The organism is Pseudomonas sp. PK-RTE-24, assembly GCF_054052265.1.
In genome coordinates this window covers 3,221,291-3,237,795 of record NZ_CM133224.1, presented here as the reverse complement: position 1 = coordinate 3,237,795, position 16,505 = coordinate 3,221,291, and the positions used below count along the sequence as shown (strand labels likewise).

The 16,505-nt window shown below is 59.9% G+C and carries 13 protein-coding genes; 5 read left to right on the top strand and 8 right to left on the bottom strand.

The window, feature by feature from the left end:
• Position 1: 1 nt before the first annotated feature.
• Positions 2–4,828 carry an NEL-type E3 ubiquitin ligase domain-containing protein gene (locus ACV8MC_RS14580; protein ID WP_457262390.1) on the bottom strand — a complete coding sequence of 1,609 codons (4,827 nt, stop codon included), beginning with the start codon at positions 4,826–4,828 and terminating at the stop codon, positions 2–4.
• Between the two features lie 364 nt (positions 4,829–5,192).
• Between ACV8MC_RS14580 and ACV8MC_RS14575 the strand changes: the two genes are divergently transcribed.
• The 4 genes from ACV8MC_RS14575 (at position 5,193) to ACV8MC_RS14560 (ending at position 10,467) form a co-directional block, all read left to right on the top strand.
• Positions 5,193–6,965: an N-acetylglutaminylglutamine amidotransferase gene (locus ACV8MC_RS14575; RefSeq protein ID WP_353187731.1), complete on the top strand. Its 1,773-nt coding sequence runs from the start codon at positions 5,193–5,195 to the stop codon at positions 6,963–6,965.
• Positions 6,966–6,968: 3 nt separating this feature from the next.
• A complete protein-coding gene (ngg, locus tag ACV8MC_RS14570) occupies positions 6,969–8,717 on the top strand; it encodes an N-acetylglutaminylglutamine synthetase (protein WP_457262388.1) in 1,749 nt (582 codons plus the stop codon).
• Positions 8,718–8,882: 165 nt separating this feature from the next.
• A complete protein-coding gene (locus ACV8MC_RS14565) occupies positions 8,883–10,073 on the top strand; it encodes an osmoprotectant NAGGN system M42 family peptidase (protein WP_024013890.1) in 1,191 nt (396 codons plus the stop codon).
• Between the two features lie 166 nt (positions 10,074–10,239).
• A complete protein-coding gene (locus ACV8MC_RS14560; RefSeq protein ID WP_003172962.1) occupies positions 10,240–10,467 on the top strand; it encodes a YheU family protein in 228 nt (75 codons plus the stop codon).
• A 5-nt stretch (positions 10,468–10,472) separates the two neighbouring features.
• On the opposite strand, the gene csrA is transcribed toward ACV8MC_RS14560, so the two are convergent.
• The 3 genes from csrA to ACV8MC_RS14545 form a co-directional block, all read right to left on the bottom strand.
• A complete protein-coding gene (gene csrA / locus ACV8MC_RS14555) occupies positions 10,473–10,658 on the bottom strand; it encodes a carbon storage regulator CsrA (RefSeq protein ID WP_024013891.1) in 186 nt (61 codons plus the stop codon).
• Positions 10,659–10,791: 133 nt separating this feature from the next.
• The gene (locus ACV8MC_RS14550; RefSeq protein WP_016770946.1) at positions 10,792–11,124 is read right to left on the bottom strand and encodes a YnfA family protein; all 333 of its coding nucleotides are present in this window, start codon (positions 11,122–11,124) and stop codon (positions 10,792–10,794) included.
• Between the two features lie 64 nt (positions 11,125–11,188).
• Positions 11,189–12,004: an SDR family oxidoreductase gene (locus tag ACV8MC_RS14545; protein WP_122880400.1), complete on the bottom strand. Its 816-nt coding sequence runs from the start codon at positions 12,002–12,004 to the stop codon at positions 11,189–11,191.
• Between the two features lie 331 nt (positions 12,005–12,335).
• Here ACV8MC_RS14545 and ACV8MC_RS14540 point away from each other — a divergent pair, with 331 nt between their 5' ends.
• Positions 12,336–12,488: a DUF3309 family protein gene (locus ACV8MC_RS14540; RefSeq protein ID WP_003183939.1), complete on the top strand. Its 153-nt coding sequence runs from the start codon at positions 12,336–12,338 to the stop codon at positions 12,486–12,488.
• A 71-nt stretch (positions 12,489–12,559) separates the two neighbouring features.
• Here ACV8MC_RS14540 and ACV8MC_RS14535 read toward each other — a convergent pair whose 3' ends face one another.
• The 4 genes from ACV8MC_RS14535 to ACV8MC_RS14520 form a co-directional block, all read right to left on the bottom strand.
• Positions 12,560–14,653, bottom strand: a complete 2,094-nt coding sequence (locus ACV8MC_RS14535) for an LTA synthase family protein (RefSeq protein ID WP_457262385.1) — start codon at positions 14,651–14,653, stop codon at positions 12,560–12,562.
• A 313-nt stretch (positions 14,654–14,966) separates the two neighbouring features.
• A complete protein-coding gene (locus ACV8MC_RS14530) occupies positions 14,967–15,572 on the bottom strand; it encodes an START domain-containing protein (RefSeq protein ID WP_071173184.1) in 606 nt (201 codons plus the stop codon).
• A 40-nt stretch (positions 15,573–15,612) separates the two neighbouring features.
• Entirely contained in the window at positions 15,613–15,867 is a 255-nt protein-coding gene (locus ACV8MC_RS14525) for a YkgJ family cysteine cluster protein (RefSeq protein WP_071173185.1), read from the bottom strand.
• A gap of 163 nt (positions 15,868–16,030) precedes the next feature.
• Positions 16,031–16,504, bottom strand: a complete 474-nt coding sequence (locus ACV8MC_RS14520) for a hypothetical protein (RefSeq protein ID WP_041478244.1) — start codon at positions 16,502–16,504, stop codon at positions 16,031–16,033.
• Between the last annotated feature and the right edge of the window lies 1 nt (position 16,505).

Sequence of the window (16,505 nt, the reverse complement as noted above, 5' to 3'; positions counted from 1 at the left end):
TTCACGTATCGGGCATTTCGCAGATGCCCAGATCCATCAGCCGTATCGCGTCTTCCGTCAGGCTCTTGAACAGCACGTCTTCAGCCTGGTCCTTTTCAAGCTTGAGTGCCTGGTTCTGACTCAAATAATCGCCAGAGGGCAGCGTGTCCTTCTTGTCGAACAGTGCGCTCATTTGCGGGTCGTACAGGTCATCGATCAGCGCAAACTTGCGGACAAATATGCGTCGCAGATAGTCACGCCAGAACGTTCGCCCCTGCATGTATTCCAGCCATTGCGGGGAGAGTTCAGCGGTGAAGACGCGATTTTTTGCGACCTCAAGATCAGCGGCCGTCACGCCACTCTGGGCACTGAACAGCATATCTTTCGGTTGACCGCGCAGTCCCAGCGCATCGGTGAGACCGATGCGGTAAGCGAGGTTCATTTCCAGCGCATCGACCTTTGGCGCCCGGAGCGAATGCTCCCGGGCGATTTCTTCCAGCCTGTCCAGCCTGAACAGGCTGCGGCCCAGTTCCAACAACGCCTTGGCAGTACCCCTGCTCCCGCTTGCAGCCCTGCTCACCCGCTCGACTTCCACTGCGACTTCAAGGCGACTGAAAACCAGCGCCGCGTTATCGGTGCAGTGCAGCGGATCGGCCGCGATGTCGAGCAGTTGACGGCCCAGCGGCTCGTCAGCTTCCGCCGCCTTCAGTACCGCCCAGACGCGTCGCTGCATGTCAGCGCTGCCCTGTTTGCCGTCTGCGGTATCGCCCAGTTGCGCCAGCAAAGTGAACAAGCCATCGGCCGTCCGCTCGCTGCGCAATGCCGCCCAGATGCGCGACTGCTCTGCCCACTCTTCGCCACTGACCTTCGTCAACCAGAGCGAGCGCGCCGTTTGCTCGTTCAGCCGTGCGATGTCATCGGCGACATAGTCCATCCCAACGCCGAAATTATCGCGATAGTTCTCCAGATGCGTTTTGGCCGTTTCCGAAAAGGGGTTCAGCCCAAGCTTGAGTGCGCCGGTGAAACGTCGTGATTTCTCGAATAACCACTCGGGCAGCTCCGTGATGCTGTTGGCGGTCAGATCCATCAGTTCAATGTGCGCAGAATGGTCGAGGCCTTCTGGCAGTTCGGTGATGCCGGTATCGTTCAGCGACAAGCGACGCAGTTGCGACATTCGGCTGAAATCAGGGGTGGCACCCAACGGATTCTTGTCCAGATTCAGGTAGCGTAAAGTGCTCAGCCTGTTCAGCTTCGCCAGGGTCTGCTCGGTGAGCTTGAGCTGATTGTTTGCCAGGCTCAGCCGTTGCAGACGCGGCATGTGCGACAACATTTCAGGTAGCCGGGTGATCGCGTTGCTGCCCAGTTCCAGCGAGTCGAGCTGTTTGAAGGACTTGAGGAAGTACGCCACATCATCCCCCAGCGCCATGTTCCGCATCGACAATTGCTCGACATGGTCGAAGCTCACCGACGACGGTAACGTCGGCACTTTACCGATGCGCATGCCGTCAAGGTCAAGGGTACAGAGGTTTTTTCCCTCTTCGTTGGTGGCCCAATGAAAGCGTCGAAACGCTTCTTCGATCAGCTCGGCGGCCATTTTCCGACTGTGCCGCGCTTCAGCCAGATCGCCCCCAATGGCTTGCAGGGCGGCGGCATCTTCACTCCAGACAAACAGAGCGTCACGCAGGGTTTGCAGATCCTGACGCAGGGCTTTGATCCGGGTCGCACGGCTCAACGGATCATCGCCCAGTGCATCGAGCAATTGACTGAGCTGCGGCTCGCTCAGACGCGGATAAAGCCTGCGCGCTTTGCGCAGCAGTGTGCGTGAATGAGCTGTCGCGGGGACCTGATCGCCTTGCACACAGGCCGGCTCGACGGGAAGTGATTCCGTACTGCCGCCGCGCAATGCCCGCGCAGTGACCTCGCGTTCGTCGAGGGCAACGTTGAGCAGCTTTTTGCGTAACTGTTGCGTACTGAGCTGTCCGGCATCGGCAAACCCGAGTGCGGTCCGCTGACGTGGCGGCAATGCCTTGAGGATGGCCATGTACAAAGCGTCGGGGCCGGATGCCACCTTGCCCAAGGATTTTTTGTCGCCGCCAAACGCCTCATAGCCCTGCGTGGACTTCACCAGATAGCCGGTATTTTCCGAGGTCGCCGACCCATCGCCGATGTCTTCGAGTATCGGTCCGGTCAAGGCCTTGTCGCGTACTTGCAGACGCAGCTGCGCGTTCCAGCCGCTCAGGCGCGGCAGTAATTTCATGGCCAGCCTGTCGGTGTCGGCATTGGCCAGCCACGACCAGTGCAACCCGCTCAAAGCCCGGTCAAGCCGGACCTCGGCAATGCCGGCCCGAGCCCGCTGTCCCAACCGCAAGGGCGCGCTCCCGGTCGAGCGCAAGTGCAGGCGCTCGACAGTCGAAGCGCGGTCGATCAGCCTTTGACCATGGCGCGCCGGAATGTCGGCGAAGACCTGGCGTAATTTACCCAGATCCTGCGCGTCACTGTGGTCATAGCGCTTGTACATCCGCTCGAACGCCGCGCGGTAATCGGATTTGAGCGCAGCACCCAGTTTTCTTGCCAGCCCGGTGGCTTGCGTGCTTTTCGCGACTTTGCCGCCGAGCAAGGCCTCGACTTCATGCTCGTAGAGGCCATCGATGACGGTTTGCAGCAAGCGCCCGAGTGCCAACTGGCCTTGGGTGACCGGCACTCCCAGGGTTTCGTCGAGCGTGCTGTTTGCAGGATAAGTGGTTTCGACGTCTCCTTCATGACCGATGACCTCAAGGTATCGGTCAGTCGGCCAGCCCGGCAGTTGCGTCAAGGCGTGCATCTGTTCTTCAAGAGGTTGCTCGGAGTGGATCTCGCCGTTTTCCAGTTCCGTGGTCAACTCACGCAGCTGGCGCTCGATGCGCACGCGCTCGACGGTATCGCGCAGGCGTACCGGCAGGCTCAGATTGTCGTTGAAGGTCTCCAGCAAGGTCTGCTGCGAGGTGTTGCTCAGCCGGCGAAGGATGTCCAGGTCGCTGTCGGCAAATTCGCTCAACTGCGGATCGATGCGCTTGAGCGTATAGGCGCTGCTGCCCCATTCTTCGGGCTGTTCAGCGGGGAACCGCCAGCCGCCCTCGACGTGGCGGATCAGTTCCGGAGCATAGGCTTGCGCGCGTGCGGGGTGTTCCAGGCGCCAGTGCTGAGTGTCGATATCAAAGTTGCCAGCCAACAGGCGGTGCTCAAAGCGGGCGATGGTCTTGTTGCCGATCTGGTAGAACTCCTTTGAACCGGCACCGATGGTGAATCCGGCCGGCAAAGCATGCTCGTACGGGCTCAAATCGGACTTCCACAGGCGTGGCTTGCCGGCCCGATCGAGTATCGCGGTGAACTGCGCGAAGAACTCCGGATGCGTGCGCAGCAGTTTTTTGCCCACAGTTCCCAGCACCTTCTGACCGCCGGCGAAAACGCCCATCAATGCGATGTTCTCTACCACACTGAGCAGATGTGACAGTGCTTCCTGATGATCACCGCGGCGCCAGTCCGCGACGCCGTCATACACTTCACTGAGCAATTGCCCGACCGCGACGCCCATCATCAATTGCCCCAGGACCGGCACGAACAGCCCCGCCACCGACGCCACGGTCACCCCGCGCTGAACGAAATCCAACAGGCGTTTCTGTCGGATCTCTTCATCGATATCAGCGGTTGGCACCGCCAGTTTGCGCGCGTCGATCTGCAACTTGCCGACATGGCTTTGCACCATGAAATCAAAAAGCGCCACATTGATCGGCCATTGTTCGACGACGCCCAGATCGGGTTTCTCAGCCAACGCCTTGAAGAAGTCAGCCTTGTCATCTTCATCGAGGCTGCCGGCGAAATACCCCTGATATTCCGTGCTCTTGAGTTGTTGCGCGAGGTAGCGCTTGAACGCATTGAAACTCGGGTACTCATACACGGCGCGCTCGGGCTCGCCGGGCATATACACCATGCATCCGTCCTCAGGATGTTGTTCCACGGAGCGTTTGGAAAATACCACCACGCCCCAAACGCAGCTGTCGAGAATTCTGATGCCCTGCATGATCATCGGGTCTTTGCCGTAGCGCAGGTGCTGCGCCGAAGCGACGCCTTCGGCCAGCATCAGATCCTGCAGCATGCGCAAACCAGCTGCGGTGATATCGCCCTTGAGCTCCGCAAGATGAGCGTCCAGCTCCAGCAGCGATTGCTTCAATGCGGCGATATTGCGGGTCATGGCACTGGTCGCCACGACTTTGCCGCAGTCCTCACGCAGACCGAACACTTGCTGCAGATGCTCCTGGTATTTCTTGCCCAGATCCAGCTTGCGGCACAACGCTGCGAACGCTGCCGGCGTCAGATCCTTCACGCCAGCGGGCACGCTCTTGACGCGCACCAGGCTGCCGGCGGGGAAACCGTCGGCCTGCTCCTCGTCTGCGGTGAAGTTTTGCATGGCTGCCTGCAACAGGCTTTGCGTCGCGTGTCTGACCAAGCCGACATCGGCCTGAACCGTCGCCTTCACATCGCAGCCACAATCGACGCCGGGCAGGCTGAGCAGATCCTCGCTCACGTCATAGACCGCTGGCCATTTCTCGCTCAGCGCCGCGTTGAGTTCGCTGATGCAGAAGCTGTGCAAGGGATTGAGCCGGGTCAGATCCTTGTCGACTTTGACTTGCAGGGTGTGCAGTTCACGATTGATTTCGTCCAGCTTGTTCAGCGTGGCCGCAGAAGCCGTGAGCAGATGCGCCGGCAGGTTTTTTTCCAGGCTTTCAGCGGTATCGAGGTCACCGGTCGCGGCGTACAAGGTGCTCAGGACCGAGGCCTGAATCTGTGGATTTGTCTTGTCTTGGGTGGGCATGGCAATAGTCCTTTATTGCGGTTCGAACACTCGACCCTAGCGCTGCCGGGCAGCCAATAACAGTTCAAATTGCTGCGCAAAACCCAGGTAGACCAAACGCTTTTTTGCATGGAAAAAATAGCCCTGCACCACCCCGCACGGAACGTCCACGCGCTTGTGCGCTTATGCAAAAAAAGCGTAACGGTAAGTGGGCAAATCTCGATCCTCGATCCGCGCTGATAGCGTTGCGGCAGAAGGCAGCCAGGCTGGCTTATAACTTATCGATCTAAAACTCCACCTACCGAGACAGGTCAGTTTCTGAGTACCCGCACTTTTCGCGCGGTACGGCTTGACCTTCCCCAACGGAAAAACCGGTAAGGACTTTATGTGCGGATTAGCTGGCGAGTTACGTTTTGATCAACAACCTGCAGACCTTGCAGCGATCGAGAGAATCACCCATCACCTGGCCCCTCGCGGCCCTGACGCGTGGGGCTTCCATGCCCAAGGGCCGATTGCCCTGGGTCATCGACGCCTGAAAATCATGGACCTGTCGGACGGCTCTGCGCAGCCGATGATCGACAGCCAACTGGGCCTGTCCCTGGCGTTCAACGGTGCGATCTACAACTTCCCGGAATTGCGCGCAGAGCTCGAAGCACTCGGTTATGCCTTCTATTCGGGTGGCGACACCGAAGTGCTGCTCAAGGGTTATCACGCCTGGGGCGAGGCGCTGCTGCCGAAGCTCAATGGCATGTTTGCTTTCGCTATCTGGGAGCGTGATGCCCAGCGCCTGTTCATCGCTCGTGACCGTCTCGGCGTAAAGCCGTTGTACCTGTCGCGCACTGGCCAACGCTTGCGTTTTGCCTCAGCACTGCCGGCGCTGCTCAAGGGCGGCGACATCAACCCGATCCTCGATCCGGTGGCGCTCAATCACTATCTGAATTTCCACGCGGTCGTACCCGCGCCGCGCACCTTGCTGGCCGGTATCGAAAAACTGCCGCCCGCCACCTGGATGCGCGTTGAAGCTGATGGCCGCACCGAGCAGAAAACCTGGTGGACCCTGCCCTACGGCCCGCATGAGGACGAGAAAAACCTCAACCTCGAAGACTGGGTCGATCGCGTCCTCGACAGCACCCGCGAAGCGGTGGCGATTCGTCAGCGTGCGGCGGTGGATGTCGGTGTGTTGCTGTCCGGCGGTGTCGACTCGAGCATGCTCGTCGGCCTGTTGCGCGAAGTCGGTGTAGAGAATCTGTCGACCTTCTCCATCGGTTTCCAGGATGCCGGCGGCGAGCGCGGCGATGAGTTCCAGTACTCGGACCTGATCGCCAAGCACTACGGCACGCGCCACCATCAGTTGCGCATCGACGAGAAAGAAATCATCGAGCAACTGCCCGCCGCCTTCCGGGCGATGAGCGAACCGATGGTCAGCCATGACTGCATCGCTTTTTATCTGTTGTCCCGTGAAGTGGCCAAGCACTGCAAAGTGGTGCAAAGCGGCCAAGGCGCAGACGAACTGTTTGCCGGTTACCACTGGTATCCGCAGGTCGACGGCGCGGCGGACCCATACGCGGCCTACCGCGATGCGTTCTTCGATCGCAGCTACGACGACTACGCAGCGACTGTGCAGCCGAAATGGCTGGTCGACCACGATGCGGCCGGTGATTTCGTCAAACAGCACTTTGCCCAGCCCGGCGCCGATGCTGCCGTGGACAAGGCGCTGCGCCTGGACAGCACGGTGATGCTGGTCGATGACCCGGTCAAACGCGTCGATAACATGACCATGGCCTGGGGCCTGGAAGCGCGCACGCCGTTCCTCGACTATCGACTGGTCGAGCTATCGGCTCGTGTACCAGGTCAATTCAAGCTGCCCGATGGCGGCAAGCAAGTGCTGAAAGAAGCTGCGCGCCGGGTTATTCCAAGCGAAGTGATCGACCGCAAGAAAGGCTATTTCCCGGTGCCGGGTCTCAAGCACTTGCAGGGCGACACGCTCAACTGGGTGCGCGAACTGCTGCTGGATCCGAGCCAGGATCGCGGCCTGTTCAACCCGACCGTGCTCGACAAGCTTTTGACTGATCCGCAAGGCCAACTGACCCCGTTGCGCGGTTCGAAACTGTGGCAACTGGCGGCCCTGAACCTGTGGCTCAGTGAACAAGGAATCTGATTGATGAAACCCCATGCCACGTCCATCAACCAACGCCTGTTGCGTGGTCAGGCTCCCTCGTATGAACGTTTGCAGGCGCGCCTGGCCGAAGACGGTAGCGAGCCTGCCAGCGCCCCGATTGCCGTTCATTGCGGCTGGGGCCGGCTGCTGATCGGGCACACCTTTCCCGACCCGGCGTCACTGGCGCAGGAGCTGCTCAACGAGCAGCCCGGCGAGCGCGACATCGCCCTGTACGTCGCCGCACCGCAGCAGATTCTCGGCCTCGAGCCGACGCAGCTGTTTCTCGATCCGTCCGACACCCTGCGTTTGTGGTTCAGCGATTACCGGCAGGCCACGCGGGTGTTTCGCGGCTTCCGCATTCGTCGCGCGCAGAGCGAAACCGACTGGCAGGGTATCAACCGTTTGTACCAGGCGCGCGGCATGTTGCCGATCGATCAGGAGTTGCTCACCCCGCATCATCAGGGCGGCCCGGTGTACTGGCTGGCGGAAGACGAGGACAGCGGCGCGGTGATCGGCAGTGTCATGGGTCTCAATCATGAAAAAGCCTTCAACGACCCGGAACACGGCAGCAGCCTGTGGTGCCTGGCGGTCGACCCGCATTGCTCGCGCCCCGGCGTCGGCGAAGTGCTGGTGCGGCATCTGGTCGAGCACTTCATGAGTCGTGGTCTGGCTTATCTGGATCTGTCGGTGCTGCACGATAACCGTCAGGCAAAAAACCTTTACGCCAAACTGGGTTTCCGCAACCTGCCGACGTTCGCTATCAAGCGCAAGAACGGCATCAACCAGCCGCTGTTTCTCGGCCCGGGCCCGGAGGCGAATTTCAATCCTTACGCGCGGATCATCGTCGAAGAAGCCCATCGGCGCGGTATCGACGTGCAAGTGGATGACGCCGACGCCGGGCTGTTCACCCTCAGCCACGGCGGCCGTCGCGTGCGTTGCCGCGAGTCGCTGAGCGACCTGACCAGTGCGATCAGCATGACCTTGTGCCAGGACAAAAGCCTGACCCACAAGGTGCTGAAAGGCGCAGGTCTGAAACTGCCCGCGCAGCAACTGGCGGGCAACGCCGACGACAACCTGGCCTTCCTCGATGAGTACCAACGGGTGGTGGTCAAGCCTCTCGATGGCGAACAGGGCCACGGCGTCGCGGTGGATCTGCGCACCATCGAAGAAGTGCAGAAGGCCATCGAAACCGCCAAGCAGTTTGACAGTCGCGTGCTGCTGGAAAGCTTCCACGAAGGCCTTGATCTGCGCATCGTGGTGATCGGCTTTGAAGTGGTTGCGGCGGCGATTCGCCGTCCGGCGGAAGTGGTTGGCGATGGTCAGCATTCGATCGGTGCGCTGATCGAAGCGCAGAGCCGCCGCCGGCAAGCCGCCACCAGTGGCGAAAGCAAGATCCCGCTGGATCACGAAACCCAACGCACGCTGCATGCGGCCGGTTACGACTACAGCAGCATCCTGCCGGCCGGCGAGCATCTGTTCGTGCGGCGCACGGCCAATCTGCACACCGGCGGTACGCTGGAAGACGTGACCGACATTCTTCATCCGACCCTGATCGACGCGGCAGTGCGTGCGGCGCGTGCGCTGGACATTCCGATGGTCGGGCTCGATCTGATGGTGCCGGCGGCGGATCAGCCCGAGTACGTGTTCATCGAAGCCAACGAACGCGCCGGCCTGGCCAACCACGAACCGCAGCCGACGGCGGAGCGCTTTGTCGATCTGTTGTTTCCGCATAGTCAGCCGGCTGTCTCTTGAACCATCGTTGTTCCGGCTGACGCCTTCGCGAGCAGGCTCGCTCCCACAGGGGAATGCATTCCAAATGTGGGAGCGAGCCTGCTCGCGAAGAGGCCCTGAACGTCACCACCAATTTTCCTCATCGAAACCATCGATGTGCTCAACCCATCAGGAGTTTCCATGACCATGACCACACAAATCCCTGAACCGGATCTGGCTTACCTGCAAAAAGTCCTGCTGGAAATGCTCGCCATTCCCAGCCCTACCGGTTTCACCGACACCATCGTGCGCTATGTCGCCGAGCGTCTCGAAGAGCTGGGCATTCCGTTCGAAATGACCCGGCGCGGGACCATCCGCGCGACGTTGAAGGGCAAAAAGAGCAGCCCTGACCGCGCGGTGTCTGCGCACCTGGACACCATCGGCGCTGCTGTGCGTGCGGTGAAAGACAACGGTCGCCTGACCCTCGCCCCGGTCGGCTGCTGGTCGAGCCGCTTTGCCGAGGGTAGCCGGGTCAGCCTGTTTACCGACACCGGGGTGATTCGCGGCAGCGTGTTGCCGCTGATGGCGTCCGGGCACGCCTTCAACACCCAGGTCGATGAAATGCCGATCAGTTGGGACCATGTCGAGCTGCGTCTGGACGCCTACTGCACGACCAAGGCCGATTGCGAGTCGCTGGGCATTCATGTCGGCGACGTGGTGGCCTTCGATCCGCTGCCGGAGTTCACCGAAAGCGGCCATATCAGCGCCCGCCACCTCGACGACAAGGCCGGCGTCGCAGCGCTGCTCGCCGCGCTCAAGGCGATTGTCGACAGTGGCCAGGAACTGAACATCGATTGCCATCCACTGTTCACCATCACCGAGGAAACCGGCAGCGGTGCAGCGGCGGCATTGCCGTGGGACGTCAGCGAATTTGTCGGCATCGACATTGCACCGGTCGCCCCCGGCCAGCATTCAAGCGAACACGCGGTGAGCGTGGCGATGCAGGACTCCGGCGGGCCGTATGACTATCACCTGTCGCGGCATCTGTTGCGTCTTGCCGATGAACACGAATTGCCGGTGCGCCGTGACATGTTCCGCTATTACTTCAGCGATGCGCACTCGGCGGTCACCGCCGGCCACGACATTCGTACTGCCCTGCTCGCTTTCGGCTGCGATGCCACGCACGGCTACGAGCGCACGCACATCGACAGTCTGGCGGCGCTCAGCCGTTTGCTCGGCGCGTACATTCTCAGCCCGCCGGTCTTTGCCAGCGATGCGGCGCCGGCCAATGCTTCACTGGATCGCTTCAGCCATCAGATTGAGCATGACACGCAGATGGAAAGCGAAACCCGCGTGCCGCCGGTGGACAGTCTGGTGGGGCAGCGTTCTGACAGTTGAGCCTTCGGTGAGATAACCGCTTTCGCGAGCAGGCTCGCTCCCACAGGGATCGCATTTCAAAGGTGGGAGCGAGCCTGCTCGCAAATAGGCCGGCAAGACCGATACAGAACTGGCAGACAAAACCCAATCCCCGTAGCATCCCGACATTGATTTGACCGAGGTGCCCATGCTCATTCCCCACGACGCGCTTGAAGTCGACACCCTCACCCGCCTGATTGAGGATTTCGTCACCCGCGACGGTACCGACAACGGCGATGACACCCCGCTGGAAACCCGCGTCCTGCGCGTGCGTCAGGCACTGACCAAAGGCCAGGCATTGATCGTGTTCGACCCGGAAAGCGAGCAGTGCCAGCTGATGCTCAAGCACGACGTACCCAAGCATCTGTTCGACTGAAACCGTCAGCCAGCCTTCGCCGCGGCCTCCTTGCGCTTGATCCGGTCATAGACCTCGGCGCGGTGTACATGGACCTTTTTCGGCGCTTCGACGCCGAAGCGCACGCTGGAGCCGTTGACCGACAGAACACGCAGGGTGATGTCGTCTCCGATTGAAATCAACTCACCGACCACACGGCTGAGTACAAGCATGGGATTCATCCTTCAGGACTGGCAAACCCTGAAGATGCGCGGCTTATAGCGTCTTCACAATCCACGACGAGCAAATCAGTCTTGCCCTACAGCTGCCCACGCCCGCAGCTGTCAGACGCTTCGCACAAACGCCTCAGGCAGCGGAAAAGCGCGGCCCGAACAGAATGATGCTGGCACCGACCACGCACAGCGCCATGCCAATCCAGTCCGAGCCCAGCGGACGCACCCGCTCGACCACCGCCAGCCAGCCAATCGAAGCAACGATGTAGATCCCGCCATACGCCGCATAGGCGCGCCCGGCGTAGGCCGCTTCAACACGGGTCAGCAACAGCGCGAACAGGGTCAGGCTGAGCAACGCGGGAATCACCCACAACGCACTCTTGCCCTGGCGCAGCCACATGTAGAAGGCAAAACAGCCGGCGATTTCAAACAGCGCCGCCAGGAAGAACCACAAGTAATTGAGCATGAGCGCATCTCGACAGGGTGACCATTGGCGGCCACCCTAACGACGCGACGGGCATCGAACAAGATCAAGCGTTGTTTTGTTTGGCCTTGGCGCGCATTTTCTCGGCCATGGAAGTCATTTCGTTGTAGAGCAGTTGCGGATTCTTTTGCTTGATTGCCCAGGCCATGCGCCCTTGTTCGTGGGGCAGGATCATGAACTCACCGGCGGCGACTTGCTGATAGATGTAGTCAGCGATGTCGGCGGCACTGATCGGCGAACTTTCCAGCAACTTGCCGACCTGGGCTTTCATCGCCGGGGTCGGGCCACGGAAAGAATCGAGCAAGTTGGTCTGGAAGAACGACGGGCAAACCACATGCACCGCCACCTCCTGCTGCGCCAGTTCGATCAGCAGACTTTCCGACAACGCCACTACGCCGGCCTTGGCCACGTTGTAGTTACTCATTGCCGGGCCTTGCATCAACGCGGCCATGGAGGCGATGTTGATGATCTTGCCCTTGCTCTGTTCCAGCAGCGGCAGGAACGCCTTGCAGCCTTTGACCACGCCCATCAGGTTGATCGCGATCTGCCAGTCCCAGTCTTCCAGCGACAACTCGCTGAAAAACCCGCCCGAGGCGACGCCGGCATTGTTGACGATGATGTCGATGCCGCCGAGCTTCTCTTCGCAGGCCTGGGCGAAGGCGGTGAGCTGGCTGTAATCGCGCACGTCGCAGCGCTGGATGAAACCGTCACCGCCCGCCTCGCGCACCAGCTTCAGGGTTTCCTGCAGGCCGGGCTCACTGACATCGGACAAGGCCAGCCGCCAGCCTTCACGGGCCCAGCGCAGCGCGATTTCGCGACCCAGGCCTGAGCCTGCACCAGTGATCATCATGCGATTTTGCATAGCGGACAGCCTTGTTGTTCCGGGAGAGATGCGCCGAGTGTAGCGAAGGAACTTCGTTCGCCCACGCTCCATCCAGTTGCTGAATGGAGGATCAAAAGATTCCAGCCGTCATTGTTTTCCGGTTGGTCTCATGCAGGAGCTGACGAGTGCAACGAGGCTGCGATCTTTTTGCTGGAAAGGAAATAACCGAGCAATCCAAATACATTAAAAAAACATTGAATTTTTTTTCATCGGCGCAAGTCGGAACATGTAAGCCGGCTGGAATTTAGTTGCTCTCCAGCTGCCCACTGAGCATCAAGACTCTTCCAGACTCTGAACAAGGAAATCACCCATGGGCACAATTCTAATCATCATCCTGATCCTGTTGCTGATCGGTGGTCTGCCGGTCTTCCCGCACTCAAGAAGTTGGGGTTATGGCCCGTCGGGCATTATCGGCGTGGTGTTGGTCGTGCTGCTGGTGCTGTTGTTACTCGGCAAGATATGACGATTTGAAGCGGTAAAAAAAGAGGCCCTTGTTCAGGGCCTCTTTTTTATTGCGTGGACTTTAAGAAGTGATCAGTCCGGCTTGCCATGAATAACACCGGCGGTGTTATCGAGCAGGCTCTTGGTCGCGGTTTGCAGGAACGCCTCAAGTTTGAGTTTGAGTTCGGCAGTGCGCGGCGCGTCCGGCACTACTTCGGCGTGCGGGTTGGCGCCGAGCTGGTATTGCCAGATTTTCGGGCCCATGTCCTTGTCACGCGGCAGCACCAGAATCTGGTCGGCGGTGACGATGGCGGTGGTCTGTTCGCTGCCCGATGGCTTGATCACACCGAAACCGGTATCGCCCTGCGGCAGGTTGAGCAGGTCACGGCCCCAGCACTGGTGACGCACTTCGCCACCGAGACGGCCCATGATGGTCGGCACGATGTCGATCTGCGTGCCCACGGTGTGGTCGCGGGTACCGAACTTCTGCTGAATGCCCGGGGCAATCATCAGCATCGGCACGTTGAAGCGGCCCAGGTCCATTTCAGTGATCTGGCGCTCGTTGCCGAAGCCATGGTCGCCGACAATGACGAACAGGGTTTCGTTGAAGTACTTCTCTTTGCGCGCCTTCTCGAAGAACTGGCCGAGCGCCCAATCGGAGTAGCGCATGGCGGTCAGGTGTTCGTTGAGGCTGCCACGGTCAGTCACGCGCTCGACCGGCAATGGCGTCGGCAAGGCGTACGGTGTGTGGTTGGACAGGGTTTGCAGCAGCGCGTAGAACGGCTTGCCGTTTTCCCGCGCCTTCAGTTCTTGCAGGCCACGATCGAACATGTCCTGGTCGGACACGCCCCAGGTCGGATCGGAGAACACCGGGTTGACGAAGTCATTGCGGCCAACGAAGTTGGTCATGCCCTGGTTGCTGAAGAAGCCCGACTGGTTGTCCCAGGCGAAGTCGCCGTTATAGACGTAGACGTCGTCATAGTCGCGGGCGCTGAGCAGCTGCGGCAGGCCGGACAGTTTGTGGCTGCCTTCCGGGGTCTGCATCAGGTATTCGAAACCTGGCAGGTTGGGGAAGCAGGCCATGGTCGCGAACATGCCCTGATGGGTGTGGGTGCCGTTGGAGAAGAAACGGTCGAACAGCAGACCTTCCTTCGACAGCTTGTCCAGGTACGGGGTGATATTGCCCGGCGCGCCCAAAGCACCGACCGAGTGACCGGCCATGCTTTCCATCAGGATCACCACAACGTTCTTGATCGGCAGGGTCTTGTCAGCCGGCGGCATGTAGTCGCGGCGAACAGCGGCGATGTCGGCATCGACCAGTTTGTCGTCCGGCATCAGCAGCATGTCGCGCACCACTTGCTGCGCCTGTTCCTGAGGCAGCGTGGCTTTCCAGATATTGTCGCGGTCTTCGCCCATGCGCGCCTTGGCTGCGGCGACCAGCGACAGCGTGCCATTGAGGCCGAGCTGGTTGGCGAAGTTGGAATCGGTGGTGTAGACGTCACCCCAGCGCATCGGCGGGCCTTGACGCAAGGTGCCGCGAGCGGCGACTACGCAGATCAGCAGGCAGACCACGAACACCGCCAGGCGGGTGTACCACGGCGCAACCTGACGGGAGCTGACGCTGCCGCCGCTGAACGGTCCGCGCGGGCGGGTGGCGCGGTCGGCACCTTTGAACGCCAGGGTCAGAATGACCGTGCCGATTACCCACGCCAGCACGTAGCGCACCACCGGGAAACCGTACCAGAGCATGCTCATTACGGTTTTCGGGTCTTCCTTCACGTACTGGAACACCAGACCATTGAGGCGCTGGTGAAACTCGCGGTAGAAGTCCATTTCCATCAGGCCGAGGAACAGCGCGATGCTCGAGGCGACGGTCAGCCACAGACGGAAGAAACCGCGCGCGGCCATGGCCCTGGCACTGAACAGCGCCAGCACCAGCGGAATGCACAGGTAGACCACCAGGCGCAGGTCGAAACGCAGACCGTTGACGAACGCTTCAAGGAAGGTCGCGGCCGGGGTGTCGAGGATCATCTCGCGGTTGTAGACCAGCAGCGCGAGGCGCAGCGCGGAAAACATCACCATCATGATCAGCGCGCACAGCAGCGTGTAGGCCAGATGCGATTTGACGGTCGGTTGCAGCAGACGAGCAGAAGATCGCTGCTGACTCAGGGCGTCCGGGTTTGCCATGTCGTTTTAGGACCCATTGGAAGTTGAAGTTGCAAAAATACAGCGGCGCCATGCCCTCTATTGGTCAATCCAGACCCCGGGGCGTGCGCGGTGCGCAAATGTTGCACGATCGTTCACACCATTGCCATTGATTACTGCCCAGCCCTTCGAGACTTTCATTCGAAGGCTGGCAACGCAATGGCAGTCAACAAGTGCGGGCGAATTGTCTTGGAGACTTTGTGAAAATTTCGTGCAACGCATATCTGGAAATACAATTTAGAGACAAAACAAAACGCCCCGAAGCGATCGGGGCGTTTTGCTTACAGCCAATTGATTATTTCTCGGCGCGTTCTTTCAGCGCTTTCAGGGTATTGAATGGCGCATCCACCACAAACTTGTTGGCGACCATGGCCGGCACGCTACCGCCCGGCTCGGTGTGCACCTGGTAAGTCACTTCAACCTGATCGCCTTTAGGCACGAACTTCCAGAAGCCTTTGACTTGCTGGACCCGCACGAAGCCTTTTTCTTCCGGCAGATAGGTCGGCACGCCCTCAAGATTACGGGTCAGGCTGCCATCGGCGCCCTCAACAGTGGTGATTTTCAACACCGAATCACGCGGGGTCACCGGCCACGGCGTATTGAATTGCGAATAGGTCCAGCTCAGATCGCCTTCGTGCTTGAGCAGTTTCTGGCTCTTGCATTCGTGAATCCACGCGCAGGCGCCGGAGACGTCTTCCTGCAAGGCGCGCAGTTTGGCAACGGTTGTTTTCATCAGCGCAACGCCTTGGTAGGACTTGTAATCCGAACCGGGTATTTCGCTCAGGGAAACCTTGATGCCGTCTTCGTTCTTGGCAACTTTCCAGTCTTCCGCGTGGACGACCGAGGTGGCAAGTACGGCAGTCAGACCACACAACACAGCGATACGGTGCAGCGAACCCATAGTTTTATTCCTTATTGTTGAAGTTCCGTTGGTGAACACATCACGCCGCCGTCATCTGCTCCCACCAGCCGATCAATCTGATCGCTTCTTGCGAACTGCTGCCGCAAACCTCGACATCCGCAGCGAAACCCGAGCACACAGCCGGACGTTCCGGACGGCCGAAAATGCTGCACAGGTTATCGACCGACAGTTGCACGCAACGTTCGCCGGCGGGTTTGCCATCGGGCATGCCGGGGATCGGCGAACTGATGGAGGGGGCAATGCAGCAAGCGCCACAGCCTTCACGGCATTTCATGACGAACAGATCCTCGCGACGGGCGATGTGTAAAGAGACGGGGAACATAGTAACCGCTAAAACAGCTGTTTCAAATTGCTACAAGCGGCTTTTCAACGATAAGTAAAAGTGACCGGGCAGTCTCCGACGAAGCGTCTGCTCTGCGCGTCGCAGAGGCCTGCATCTATTGCTTGAATTCGAAATCCAGCGCCGCGCCTTCCACATCGCGTCGCGCTTCGTTGCGCAATTGCAACTCCATTTCATTGCTGAGCAAGCGGCCGTTGAGCTGGAAGCCGTTATCTTTTTCGCCAAACATCTGCGGCAGGATCGCCTCGCGTTTGGGCAGTTCTACGGTGCCCTGTGGCTTCAGGTCTTCAACCATATCCTTGGGCAGGCTGAGATCGAGTTTTGCCGGCGGCAATTTGGTCTTGGCCACTTCGCTCGCGGATTTCGACTTCGAGGCAACCGGGCGACGCTTCTTCACCGTGGCGTTTTTTTTGGCCTGGGCTTTTTTTGCCGGAGCCACGGTTTTGACGGCTTTCTTCGTCGTACTGGTCGCTGCCGGTTTTTCCTGGGCTGCGGCCGCCATGACACCCGGTGCCTGACCGATCATCAACAAACCCAGCAATACCCACGCGGCAGGAACAATGGCTTTCATG